General features: G+C 61.8%; 10 protein-coding genes. All 10 read left to right on the top strand.

What is annotated here, in order from left to right:
• Window positions 1-6: 6 nt before the first annotated feature.
• Window positions 7-1,077, top strand: coding sequence for a phospho-N-acetylmuramoyl-pentapeptide-transferase (mraY, locus tag OOZ52_RS04325; RefSeq protein ID WP_274697276.1), 1,071 nt, complete (start codon window positions 7-9; stop codon window positions 1,075-1,077).
• Entirely contained in the window at window positions 1,074-2,441 is a 1,368-nt protein-coding gene (gene murD, locus OOZ52_RS04320; protein ID WP_274697275.1) for a UDP-N-acetylmuramoyl-L-alanine--D-glutamate ligase, read from the top strand. The genes mraY and murD overlap by 4 nt, the downstream gene beginning before the upstream one ends.
• Entirely contained in the window at window positions 2,438-3,670 is a 1,233-nt protein-coding gene (locus OOZ52_RS04315) for an FtsW/RodA/SpoVE family cell cycle protein (RefSeq protein ID WP_446698109.1), read from the top strand. The genes murD and OOZ52_RS04315 overlap by 4 nt, the downstream gene beginning before the upstream one ends.
• Window positions 3,667-4,863: an undecaprenyldiphospho-muramoylpentapeptide beta-N-acetylglucosaminyltransferase gene (murG, locus tag OOZ52_RS04310; RefSeq protein WP_274697274.1), complete on the top strand. Its 1,197-nt coding sequence runs from the start codon at window positions 3,667-3,669 to the stop codon at window positions 4,861-4,863. The genes OOZ52_RS04315 and murG overlap by 4 nt, the downstream gene beginning before the upstream one ends.
• Window positions 4,860-6,296 carry a UDP-N-acetylmuramate--L-alanine ligase gene (gene murC / locus OOZ52_RS04305; protein ID WP_274697273.1) on the top strand — a complete coding sequence of 479 codons (1,437 nt, stop codon included), beginning with the start codon at window positions 4,860-4,862 and terminating at the stop codon, window positions 6,294-6,296. Before murG ends, murC begins: the two co-directional genes overlap by 4 nt.
• A 14-nt stretch (window positions 6,297-6,310) precedes the next feature.
• The gene (gene murB, locus OOZ52_RS04300; RefSeq protein ID WP_274697272.1) at window positions 6,311-7,258 is read left to right on the top strand and encodes a UDP-N-acetylmuramate dehydrogenase; all 948 of its coding nucleotides are present in this window, start codon (window positions 6,311-6,313) and stop codon (window positions 7,256-7,258) included.
• Between the two features lie 4 nt (window positions 7,259-7,262).
• Window positions 7,263-8,222, top strand: a complete 960-nt coding sequence (locus OOZ52_RS04295) for a D-alanine--D-alanine ligase (protein ID WP_274697271.1) — start codon at window positions 7,263-7,265, stop codon at window positions 8,220-8,222.
• Window positions 8,222-9,133 (top strand): cell division protein FtsQ/DivIB, encoded by a 912-nt coding sequence (locus OOZ52_RS04290; protein WP_274697270.1) that lies wholly within the window; start codon window positions 8,222-8,224, stop codon window positions 9,131-9,133. The genes OOZ52_RS04295 and OOZ52_RS04290 overlap by 1 nt, the downstream gene beginning before the upstream one ends.
• Entirely contained in the window at window positions 9,133-10,428 is a 1,296-nt protein-coding gene (gene ftsA / locus OOZ52_RS04285; protein WP_274697269.1) for a cell division protein FtsA, read from the top strand. Before OOZ52_RS04290 ends, ftsA begins: the two co-directional genes overlap by 1 nt.
• A gap of 108 nt (window positions 10,429-10,536) precedes the next feature.
• Window positions 10,537-12,270 carry a cell division protein FtsZ gene (gene ftsZ, locus OOZ52_RS04280; protein ID WP_274697268.1) on the top strand — a complete coding sequence of 578 codons (1,734 nt, stop codon included), beginning with the start codon at window positions 10,537-10,539 and terminating at the stop codon, window positions 12,268-12,270.
• Window positions 12,271-12,279 lie beyond the last annotated feature (9 nt).

Below are 12,279 nucleotides of genomic sequence, written 5' to 3'. Positions count from 1 at the left end.
GGGACAATGTTCTATTTTCTTGCAGAACTGCTTGAATTTGAAGGTCTTCTGAACCTCATCCGTTACCAGACATTTCGTGCGGGTGCGGCAATGATGACCGCGTTGTTGATCGGTCTCGTCATTGGCCCGAAATTCATCAACATGCTTCGAGTGCGGCAAGGCAAAGGCCAGCCGATCCGTGATGACGGCCCGCAATCGCACCAGGCCAAGGTCGGCACGCCGACTATGGGCGGCCTGATGATCCTGATCGCGCTGACGGTTTCGATACTGCTGTGGATGGACCTTTCCAGCCCCTTCGTCTGGGCCTGCCTCGCGGTAACGATGGGCTTTGGCCTGATCGGCTTTCTTGATGATTACGACAAGGTCACCAAGCGCAGTCACCAGGGCGTGTCTGCCAGAGTGCGGCTGCTGGCCGAATTTATCGTCGCCGGGATTGCCAGCTATCTGATCGTCAGCCAGGTCAGCACCGATCTCTACGTGCCGTTCTTCTCCGGCGTTTCGATCCCGCTAGGCTGGTTCTATTATGTATTCGCTGCGGTGTTCATCGTCGGCTTCGGTAACGCGGTGAACCTGACCGACGGGCTGGACGGGCTGGCGACCATGCCCGTTGTTGTGGCGGCAGGTGCCTTTCTGGTCATCTGCTACCTGACGGGCCGCGTCGACTTTTCCGAATATCTCGGCATCCCGCACGTGGCGGGAGCGGGCGAGCTTGCCATCCTGTGCGCCGCGATCATGGGGGCGGGTCTTGCATTCCTCTGGTACAATGCGCCGCCTGCGGCGGTATTTATGGGTGACACCGGATCACTCGCGCTGGGCGGGGCACTCGGCGCGATTGCTGTTGCCAGTCACCACGAAATCGTCCTGCTGATCGTTGGCGGGCTGTTCGTGATCGAGACCGCATCGGTTGTCATCCAGGTTTTCTGGTTCAAGCGGACGGGCAAGCGCATCTTCCGCATGGCCCCGATCCACCACCACTTTGAGCAGCTCGGCTGGAGCGAGAGCAAGGTCGTGATCCGCTTCTGGATCATCGCCATCGTGCTCGCGGTTATCGGCCTTGCGACATTGAAGGTGCGATGATCACTGCAGAGGCCTTCCGCGGTAAACGCTACATGGTGCTGGGACTGGCGCGATCGGGCATGGCCACGGTCGAAAGCCTCCTTGCGAGCGGCGCGGATGTCACTGCCTGGGACCGACAGGACGGGCCCAAGCGAGAGCTGGAAGGCCGCGCGACAATTGCCGACCCGCTCGAAATCGATCTGTCGGGCTTTGACGCGATTGTCGTCTCTCCCGGTGTCCCGCTCAACACCCATCCGCTGACGCCGCGCGCGGCAGAGGCGGGCGTGCCGATCATCGGCGATATCGAATTGTTCGCCCAAGCGCGGGCCGAGCTGCCGCCGCACGAGGTCGTCGGGATCACCGGCACCAACGGCAAGTCCACCACGACCGCGCTGGTGCACCATATCCTGAAAACTGCTGGCGTGCCGACCACGATGGGCGGTAATATCGGCCTGCCTATTATGGCGCAGGAGCCTTTGCCCGAAGGCGGTGTCTATGTGCTCGAGCTTTCGAGCTACCAGATCGACCTGACGCAGAGCCTCGATTGTGACGTGGCGGTGCTGCTGAACATTACGCCCGATCATCTTGATAGATATGACAGCTTTGAAGCCTATGCGGCTGCAAAGGTTCGATTGTTCGAGATGCAGCGCGATGGCACTGGCATCCAGATGTCCGTGGCGGGCAATCAACCGCAGATGTGGCGCGACATTAAGGCGGGGGAATGGAGATCTGATCTCTCTGATCACAACATCGTTGATCTGAGCAACCAGAATGAATGGCCTTCGCTCGCTGGACCACACAATGCGCAAAATGCTGCTGCTGCGATCGCAGTTTGCGAAACCCTTGGTCTTGAAGGCGATCAAGTCCAAAATGGCCTGCGTACCTACCCCGGCCTGCCTCACCGGATGGAGCGCGTCTCCACTTGCGGTGGCAAGCTGTTCATCAACGACAGCAAGGCGACCAATCCTGCTTCCACCGCGCCTGCGTTAGCGGCTTACCCACCCGAAGAGGGCAAAAAGCGTATTCACTGGATTTGTGGCGGCCTCGCCAAGGAAGACAACCTCGACGATTGCGCGCCGCATTTCGGCAATGTTGCCTGCGCCTACACTATTGGCGAGGCTGGCCCGATGTTTGCCGACCTGCTCGAACCGCATATGCCCGTCGAACGGTGCGAAATGCTGGGCGAGGCCGTGCGCCGCGCGGTCGATAGTGCGCAGAAGGGCGATGTGGTCATGCTCAGCCCTGCATGCGCGAGCTTTGACCAGTTCCGCGACTACGAAACACGCGGAGAAGTGTTCAAGGAAGCCGTCGCCGAAATCGGCTGCGGAGGTGATCGCGGGGCCTGCGGGCTCGACGAGGAAAGCGAATGGGGAGCAGCCAAGTGAACACGCGCCCCATCTATATCCCGCGCCCCGGCGAGAAGCGCAGACCAAGCCCGGGCAATCCGCGCATCAACCCCGACTGGAAGCGCGAGCTGCGCATCTGGTGGCGAGAGGTTGATCGCGTGTTGCTGGGCCTTGTGCTCGCATTGATGGCCGTGGGCACACTGGCGGTCGCAGCGGCTTCTCCCGCCAGTGCGGACAGGCTTTCCACGGCGGATACAACATTGCCCGGGCTCTACTTCTTCTGGCAGCACGTGCGTATGCAGGTGCTGGGCTTGCTGGTTCTGATCGGGACATCGCTGCTGCCGGTAAAGCTGCTGCGTCGCGGAGCGATCGGGCTGGGCTGCGCGATGCTTTTCCTGATGCTTCTCGTCCCCTTTGTCGGTAGCGAGATCAATGGTGCAAGGCGCTGGATCAATGTCGGCATGTCGCTTCAGCCGAGCGAATTCCTGAAGCCCGCCTTTGCCATGATGATGGCGTGGATCCTCGCGTGGAAACTGCGCGATCCCAAGCTGCCGGTCATCGGCGTATCGGGAGCGCTTGTCGGGCTGGTCGTGGTCCTGCTGATGGCGCAGCCGAACCTTGGCGGCGCAATCCTGTTCGTTGGCACATGGTTCGTTATGGTGATGCTGGCTGGTTTGCCGCTCCAGCGCATCGGGATGCTGACCGGAGTGGGGATCGCGGCGATGATTGCGGCCTATCTGTTCTACGATAACGCCCGCCATCGCATCGACGCATTCTTCGGTGGGCCGACCCCGTTCGACCATGTCGATCTGGCGAGCCGGACCCTGCACGCAGGCGGCTGGACAGGCAGCGGTTTCTGGCTGGGCGACCAGAAGATGAACCTGCCCGAAGCGCATACCGACTACATTTTCTCCGTGATCGGAGAGGAATTCGGACTGCTCATCTGCGGTGTTGTGGTGCTGCTTTATCTCGCCATCGTGCTGCGCGTGCTGACTCGCATGGTGGATGAGGACCGGCTGTTCATCATCCTCGCCGCCAGCGGGCTTACCGCGATGTTCGGCGGTCAGGCCTTCATCAATATCCTCGTCAATCTGCAGCTGTTCCCGTCCAAGGGGATGACGCTGCCACTGATCAGCTATGGTGGTTCCTCCACCCTCGCAATCTGCTTCACCGTGGGACTGTTGCTGGCAGTGACTCGCCGCAATCCCTATCTCGCGCGAGAACCCTTCGACTGGAAAGGTTCGATCGAGAAAGAGGGTGACACATGACAACGTCTTCACGCCATTTCGTGTTGGCTGCCGGAGGAACGGGGGGGCACCTGACTCCGGCCTTTGCGCTAGCGCATGAGTTGGAGCGGCGTGGCCACCACGTTGCGCTGATTACTGATGAGCGCGGTGCGGCGATTCCCGGCAAGCCCGATTTCCTTACCGCGCATGTCCTTCCGGCAGGCCGCTTCGGGAAAAACCCGCTGCGTTGGCCAGGCGGTATTTCCGCCGTGCTCAAAGGCCGCGCGATGGCCAAGCGGTTGTTCGAGACTTTTCAGCCAAGTGCTGTGATCGGCTTTGGCGGATATCCCGCCATGCCCGCGCTACTCGGCGCGCAGGCGATGCACATCCCGACTGTCATCCATGACCAGAACGCTGTGCTGGGACGTGTGAACCGGCTGATGGCAGGGCGCGTGGATGCCATTGCGACCGCATATCCCGATGTGGATCGGCTCAAGCCGAAATATACAAACAAGGTTCACTTGGTTGGCAACCCCGTCAGGCCGGGCGTACTCGCTTTGCGTGAAGAGCCGTTTCCTGCCTTTACAGAGGATGGCCTGTTCCGCGTGTTGGTGACCGGCGGCAGCCAGGGCGCGCGCGTGCTGTCCGAAGTGGTGCCCGATGGCCTTTCCATGCTCCCGCCAGCCTTGCGCAATCGCCTGCAGGTGACGCAGCAATGCCGCCCGGAGGATCTGGAGGCGGTGCGCAAGCGCTATGCCGATCACGACATCCCGGCAGAACTTGCAACCTATTTCGAGGATATGGCAGCGACACTGGCGGACGCGCATCTGTTTATCGGACGTGCGGGGGCATCGACGATTGCCGAACTGACTGCTGTCGGTCGCCCGGCGATCCTCGTGCCGCTTCCCATAGCGACGGACGATCACCAGGCAGCGAACACGCGCGAGATGGTGAATGCCGGTGGCGCACGTTCCGTCCGCCAGACACGGTTCGAGGCGAAGGAACTGGCCAAGCAAATCCGCGCAATGGCGCAGAAGCCGGAAACACTCGCCAATGCCGCGCATGCTGCGTGGAATTGCGGTCGCCCCAAGGCCGCGAGTGATCTCGCCGATCTGGTCGAGGGCTTCGGTGGCGCAGATATGATGGACGTGATCCGCGTGGGTGAGAACAATGCGCGCGGTGCCTCCCAGGAAGCGCCCGCACCGACGGGTGCCTCGCGGGAGAGGCCTGAGTGAAAGCCATTGGAACCGATATCGGGACGATCCACTTTGTCGGCATCGGCGGTATCGGTATGTCCGGCATTGCCGAGGTGATGCACAATCTCGGTTATAGCGTGCAGGGTAGCGATCTGTCCGAAAGCGCGCGGGTAGAAGCTTTGCGCGCTGCAGGCATGACGATCCACATCGGCCATGACGCTGCCAACTTGGGCGATGCCGCAGTTGTCGTGACCTCGACGGCCGTGAAGCGGACCAACCCAGAAGTTGCCGCCGCGATTGAAAACCGCATACCCGTCGTACGTCGTGCAGAAATGCTCGCCGAACTGATGCGCCTCAAGCAGACCGTCGCGGTGGCTGGGACGCATGGCAAGACGACCACTACCAGCATGGTCGCGACGCTGCTCGATGCGGGAGGGGTGGATCCCACCGTGATCAACGGCGGCATTATCGAGAGTTACGGCTCCAACGCGCGGCTGGGTGACAGCGAGTGGATGGTTGTCGAGGCGGACGAGAGCGACGGTTCTTTCCTGCGGCTCGACGGGACCATCGCGGTGGTCACCAATATCGATCCCGAGCATCTCGACCACTACGGCGATTTTGATGCGGTGAAAGACGCCTTCGTCCAGTTTATCGAGAACGTGCCTTTTTACGGCGCGGCGGTGCTGTGCCTCGATCATGACGAGGTGCGGAACGTTATCGCCAAGGTCCGCGACCGCCGCGTGATCACCTACGGCTTCTCCGCACACGCCGATGTGCGGGCAGAGAACGTGCAACCTGATGGCGCGGTAACCCGATTTGATGCGGTGCAGACCGACCGCGACGGAACCGAACATCGTATCGATGGCATCGAGCTGCCCATGCCCGGTCGCCACAACGTGCAGAACGCTTGCGCGGCCATTGCGGTCGCGCTGGAAATGGGTTGCTCGGCAGACTCGATCCGCGAAGGCTTCTCCCGCTTCGGCGGTGTGAAGCGGCGTTTCAGTCATGTTGGCGATATTGCGCTGGACGATGGCAGGAATGTTCGCGTGATTGACGATTACGCGCACCATCCGGTGGAAATTCGGGCCGTGCTTTCGGCAGCGAAGGATGCAGCATCTGGCCGTGTGATCGCGGTTGCGCAGCCGCATCGTTTCACCCGCCTGCGGGATCTTCTCGAAGACTTTCAGGGTGCCTTCACAGACGCTGACCTGATTTACGTGGCTCCCGTCTATACAGCCGGCGAAGACCCGATTCCGGGCGTTGATGAGCACGCGCTCGTCGCCGGATTGAAGGCGCGGGGCCACCGCCATGCCGAAGCTGTGGATGGCCCTGCCGATCTTGCGGAAAAGTTGGGCGCGGTGCTTGCGCCGGGCGACATGGTCGTGTGCCTCGGCGCGGGCGATATCACCAAGTGGGCTGCAGGCCTTGCCGGTGACGTTGCCAGCCATTTGGCCGGGGAGGCGCGCGGGTGAATTACGAGTTGCAAATGGGTGAAAGGCGCTTTGTCAGCGGAGCACCCGGCGGCGGGGAAGAGCCTGGCGGCTCAACCTCCGTGCCTGCAAATGTCGAAGGCGTGCTCAAGCAGGGCGCACCGCTCGCCAAACTCGTTTGGTTCAAGAGCGGCGGCAATGCTGACTGGCTGTTCGAACCGGCCAATCTGGAAGACCTCACCTCGTTCCTTGGCGGACTGGAGCCGGGTACTCCGGTGATGGCGCTTGGCCTTGGTTCCAACCTCATTATCCGCGACGGCGGTGTTCCGGGCGTCGTGGTGAGGCTGGGCAAGCCGTTCTCCACGGTGGAGGTGAAGCGGGACCACGTCGTTGAATGCGGCGGCGGTGCTCCCGGCATTCTGGTGGCTTCCGCTGCCCGCGATGCGGGGATTGCAGGCATGGAATTCCTACGCGGCATCCCCGGCACTGTCGGCGGTTTCGTGCGGATGAACGGCGGTGCCTACGGGCGCGAAGTGGCTGACATTCTGGTCGATTGCGATGTCGTAATGCCCGATGGCACCTGCGTCACCCTGCCGGTGCAGGATCTGGAATATTCCTATCGCCACTCGCGACTGACTGATGGCGCCATTGTGGTTGCGGCGCGTTTCAAGGGTGTCGAGGGCAACCCGGAGGCAATCGGCGCGGAAATGGACCGCATCGCCGCTGAGCGCGAGAATTCGCAGCCGCTTCGCACCAAGACAGGCGGATCGACATTCAAGAACCCCGAAGGCCAAAAGGCATGGCAATTGGTCGATGAAGCCGGATGCCGCGGGCTGACAATGGGCGGAGCGCAAGTGAGCGAAAAGCACTGCAATTTCCTGATCAATACCGGCGATGCCACCAGCTCGGATATCGAGAACCTGGGCGAGGAAGTGCGCCGCCGTGTGAGCGAGAAAACGGGCGTGTCTCTCGAATGGGAAATCAAGCGGGTGGGGAGGCCGTAACGCGATGGCACGTCTTTCTCCCTTGCACATCCTCGTCCTGATGGGCGGCTGGGCAAATGAACGCGAAGTTTCGCTCATGACCGGCAATGGTGTGGCCGATGCGCTGGAAAGCGCGGGGCATCAGGTAACGCGTCTCGACATGGATCGCGACGTGGCCGCGAAAATCCGCGAAGCCGCGCCCGATGTCGTGTTCAACGCGCTGCATGGCGTGCCCGGAGAAGACGGAACGGTGCAGGGCATGCTTGATCTGATGGGGGTGCCGTACACGCACTCGGGTCTCGCGACTTCGGTTGTCGCCATCGATAAAGAGCTGACCAAGCAGGCACTCGTGCCGCAGGGTATCCCGATGCCCGGTGGGCGGATCGTACAGTCCGAAGAGCTGTTCGAAGGTGACCCGATTGCGCGGCCCTATGTGCTGAAGCCCGTGAACGAAGGCTCCTCTGTCGGCGTGGCGATTGTCACGGACGAAAGCAATTACGGTAACCCGATCGCGCGTGACGCGGCGGGGCCGTGGCAGCAGTTCAGCAGCCTTTTGGCAGAGCCTTATATCCGCGGTCGGGAGCTGACGACGGCGGTGATCGATACCGAAGGCGGCACGAGATCGCTGGGGGTCACCGAGCTAATCGTCGCAAACGGTTTCTACGACTTCGATAACAAGTATACAGACGGGCGCACGACCCACGTTTTCCCGGCTGAGATTCCCGAGAATATCGCCGCTCTATGCCATCGGTATGCCGAGCGTGCGCACAAGGTGCTGGGTTGCCATGGCGCGAGCCGAACCGACTTCCGCTGGGATGACGAGCGCGGCGAGGACGGGCTGTTTGTGCTCGAGACGAACACGCAGCCAGGCATGACACCGCTCAGCCTCGTGCCCGAGCAGGCACGATATTGCGACATCGACTATCCGACCCTGTGCGAAATGATCGTAGAGGACGCGCTGCGGCGTGCTGGGAAGCTCGACTAATGGCGCGCAAGGTCACCCGCAAGACCAAGGGCGTCCGCCGTCAGGCCCGCGCACAGGGCACCAGCCGCCGCGTGCGTACCGCGCGCAACAAGGGGCAGTCGATCATCGGTCGTTTGCTCTCGATGCTCCCCTTCACTGAGGAGCAACTGCACAAGGCTTTCACTTTCCTGATCCTTGCTGGCGGGCTCGCCGGCCTGATCTTTGTCGCCAACATCTCGGGCGCTTCCGCCGTTGCGTCTGAGCGTATTGCCCATGTGGCGTCCAACGCCGGGTACGAAGTGCGCCGTATCCAGCCCCAAGGCGTGGAGCGGATGAACGTGCAGACGGTCTACGAACGCGCGCTCAGCCAGCAAAACCTCGCGATGACGCAGGTCGATCTGCACGGTCTGCGTGAAGAACTGGTGGAGCTGCCCTGGGTGCGTGATGCCCGCGTTTCGCGTCAGCTGCCCGATACGCTGGTGATCGACATTATCGAGCGTGAACCGCACGCCGTACTCCAACGCCCGGATCGCCTGATGCTGATCGATGCGAGCGGCGTGGAGCTGGAGCCGATCAGCCGCGCCAATGCTGCCGACTATCTGCTGATTGCAGGGCCCGGTGCGCAGGATCAGGTGGAAGAGCTCACCGAACTTCTCGATGCCGCGCCCGCGCTGCAGAACCAGATCAAGGCCGCCGAATGGATCGGCAATCGCCGCTGGGATCTGACGTTCAACACCGATCAGGAACTGGCCCTGCCGGAAGGGCAGGAGCGTGCCGCTGCAGCGCTGATCAGCTTTGCGCAGGCCGATGGTGTGCATCGCCTGATCGGCGGACAGGCCGCGAGCTTTGACATGCGCAATGCACCGCGCATGTACATGAATGTGCCCGGCCGTTCGGAGCGGGAAGAAGTCACTATGGGGGAGGAAAGCTGATGGCAGGTCAGCAGCATATCGCGCGGGTTATCGGTGCGGTAAATATCGGATCTTTCCGCATTTCCGCGATGATCGCCGCGATCACTGAGAACGGCGAGATGCAGGTGCTTGGCAGTGGGCACCGCGCCAGCCAGGGCATCAGCCGCGGCTATGTCGTCGATATGGCGGCGGCAACCTATGCCGTGCGCGATGCGCTGGAGCGGGCAGAGAAGCTCGCCGGAACCAGCGTGGACAGTGTCTGGATCGGATGTTCGGGCGCAGGCCTCGCCAGTGAAATCCGCCCGGTGGAAATCGCCATTGGTGGGCGCCGGATCGAAGAAGAGGATATCGAGGCGCTGCTGATCGCCGCGCGCGAGACGCTCCAACCTGATGGTCGCAGCGTTCTCCACGCGCAGCCGGCCTGCTATTTCCTCGATGGCGCGCACGGGGTTGCCAATCCCAAGGATCTGCATGCTGACAGGCTGGGTGTCGATGTACACGTAATGCTCGCCGATGGCGCTCCCATTCGCAATGTCACCGAAGCGGTGCAGAACGCGCACCTCGATGTTGAAGGCGTGGTGGCCTCGCCGCTCGCCACGGGGTTTGCCTGTCTGACCGCGGAAGAGCGTGATCTGGGGGTCGCCATGGTCGAATTCGGGGGCGAGGTAACCAACGTCTCTGTCTATGCTGGTGGAATGCTGGTGGGCCTCACAGCGATTCCGCGCGGCTCGAACGACATTACCGATGCCATTGCCAGCGCCTTTTCGATCCGCCGTTTTCAGGCAGAGCGGCTGAAATGCGTCAACGGCTCGGCTATCGCCAGCCCGCACGATCACCGCGAAATGGTCTCCGTTACGGCGCCGGGAGAAGAAGGTCGCGGCCCCGTTGCGCGCGGCGCGGATGATCGCAACCAGGTTCCACGTGCAGAGCTGATCGCTGTCATCACCGGAGAGCTCGACCAGCTCATGCGCGAAGTGGGTAAAGCATTGGATGGCATGGGCTTTACCGGCGGGCACTCCGGATCCAGTGCGCGGCAGGTTGTTCTGACCGGCGGCGGCGCTGAACTGGCAGGCCTTGCAGACTATGCGCAAAGCGTTCTCGGTGTGCCTTCGCGCATCGGCAAGCCCGTGGCGCTACGCGGATTGCCGGAGGCGCATTCGGTGCCCGGTTTTGCTACGCTGGCGGGACTGGTGCTCTATGCGGCGGAGGACCCGGTCGACATTCGCTCCATCGGATCACGCTTCACCAGCACCAGCTCTTATGGCCCTGTGGCCTCCATCATGCGCGTGTGGGCTGCGATGCGGGAGTACTTTTGAGCGAAATGCGTAGCTGTGGAAACAATTTACATGCTTCTCACCCTGCGAATCGCTTTGTGGCACACTATATTGTGACGAATAACTATCTCTCCCCGGGGGAATTTTAAGATGAGTATCAATATCGGCCCGCCCTCTGTCGAGGAACTGCGTCCGCGGATCACTGTGATCGGCGTGGGCGGCGCGGGCGGCAACGCCATCGCCAACATGATCGAAAGCGAGATTGAAGGCGTCGATTTTATCGTGGCCAACACCGATGCGCAGGCGCTGAACACCTCGGCTGCCGAGCATCGCATCCAGCTGGGGCCGGATATCACGCAAGGCCTGGGTGCAGGTTCACGCCCTGAAGTCGGTCGGGCTGCTGCCGAAGAAACCGTTGAGGAGATCGAGCGCGCGCTGGAAGGCGTAAACATGGTCTTCATCGCGGCCGGTATGGGCGGCGGTACGGGTACTGGCGCTGCTCCGGTTATTGCCAAGGTCGCGCGCGACCGGGGCATTCTGACCGTTGGCGTCGTCACCAAGCCGTTCCTGTTCGAAGGCACGCGCCGCATGCGCAGCGCCGAAAGCGGGATTGAAGAGCTGCAGAAGAATGTCGATACGCTGATCGTCATTCCCAACCAGAACCTGTTCCTTGTCGCGAAGGCGGAAACGACCTTCAAGGAAGCCTTCCTGCTGGCCGACGAAGTGCTGCAGCAGGGCGTACGCTCGATCACCGACCTGATGGTGATGCCGGGCCTCATTAACCTCGACTTTGCCGACGTTCGCTCCGTGATGGGCGAAATGGGTAAGGCCATGATGGGCACGGGCGAGGGCGAGGGTGACAACCGCGCACTCGAAGCTGCCGAACGCGCTATTGCCAACCCGTTGCTCGATGGTGTCTCCATGCAGGGGGCCAAGGGCGTGATCATTTCGATCATCGGCGGCGAAGACATGAAGCTGCTTGAGGTAGACGAAGCCGCAAACCACATTCGCGAGCTGGTCGATCCCGAAGCAAACATCATTTGGGGCAGTGCCTTTAATCCGGAGCTGGACGGCAAGATCCGTGTCAGTGTGGTGGCGACCGGCATCGAGCAGGGTGCAGAGGGCATGGGCGAAGTGTCTCGCCCGGTTGATCTGTCCGCGTCGCGCGGGCCGAGCCGCCCGGCCATTCCGATTCCCACTGACGACGGTATCGAGGATGAAGAGGACGACACTCTGGATCTCGGTGTGATGGACGAGCCCGAGGAAGAGGCTCCTGCCATTCCTGAGCCTGTTGCTGAAGAGCCCGCACAAGAACCTCTGCCTGAACCTGCAGACGATACTGCTTACGGGGCCGATGCTTCCGATGGCTATGGCATGGGTGGCGATGCGGACGGGGGCGATGATGCGCTCGATTTGACCGCAGACGCGGAAACACCAGCCGAACCTGCAATACCTACGGGCATGGGTGAAGAAGAGGTGGAACCCGAAGCCGAGCCTGTCGCTGAAGAAGATGCTTCGACCGGCAGCGAAGAAGGTGAAGGCGGAGACGAACTGCTTCTCGATGCATCGCGCCTTGCCGAAGCTGATGAAGATGTCGATCCGAACGCAACGGGCGGCGGTCGCCGTGCCCGCATGTTGGGTGCAGCTCGTGAAGCTTCGGGCGGTGAAGGTGCAGAGGGCGGAGAAAGCGGTGGCGGCGAGGCTGCACCGGAATCAGGTGGCGGATCGTCTGGCGGAGGTGGCAGCACGCTGTTCGAGCGGATGGCCAACCTGTCCCGTCAGGGCTCGTCCTCCGATGAAGAGGACGATGAAGATGAGGATGATGAAGATGGCGGCGGCGCCATGCGCATCCCGCGTTTCCTCGGTCGCCAGAACAACCAATAGCCAATACCG

The sequence above is a fragment of the Aurantiacibacter sp. D1-12 genome, assembly GCF_028858515.1.
Classification (GTDB): Bacteria; Pseudomonadota; Alphaproteobacteria; order Sphingomonadales; family Sphingomonadaceae; genus Alteraurantiacibacter.
Note: the sequence above shows the minus strand (reverse complement) of the source record. Positions and strands in the feature narration are given on the sequence as shown.

What these genes read in the sequence shown, in the direction of transcription:
- murG (WP_274697274.1), top strand. Translation starts at nt 3,667, where the DNA reads ATGACAACGTCTTCACGCCATTTCGTGTTGGCTGCCGGAGGAACGGGG.
- ftsA (WP_274697269.1), top strand. Translation starts at nt 9,133, where the DNA reads ATGGCAGGTCAGCAGCATATCGCGCGGGTTATCGGTGCGGTAAATATC.
- OOZ52_RS04295 (WP_274697271.1), top strand. Translation starts at nt 7,263, where the DNA reads ATGGCACGTCTTTCTCCCTTGCACATCCTCGTCCTGATGGGCGGCTGG.
- murB (WP_274697272.1), top strand. Translation starts at nt 6,311, where the DNA reads ATGGGTGAAAGGCGCTTTGTCAGCGGAGCACCCGGCGGCGGGGAAGAG.
- ftsZ (WP_274697268.1), top strand. Translation starts at nt 10,537, where the DNA reads ATGAGTATCAATATCGGCCCGCCCTCTGTCGAGGAACTGCGTCCGCGG.
- OOZ52_RS04290 (WP_274697270.1), top strand. Translation starts at nt 8,222, where the DNA reads ATGGCGCGCAAGGTCACCCGCAAGACCAAGGGCGTCCGCCGTCAGGCC.
- mraY (WP_274697276.1), top strand. Translation starts at nt 7, where the DNA reads ATGTTCTATTTTCTTGCAGAACTGCTTGAATTTGAAGGTCTTCTGAAC.
- murD (WP_274697275.1), top strand. Translation starts at nt 1,074, where the DNA reads ATGATCACTGCAGAGGCCTTCCGCGGTAAACGCTACATGGTGCTGGGA.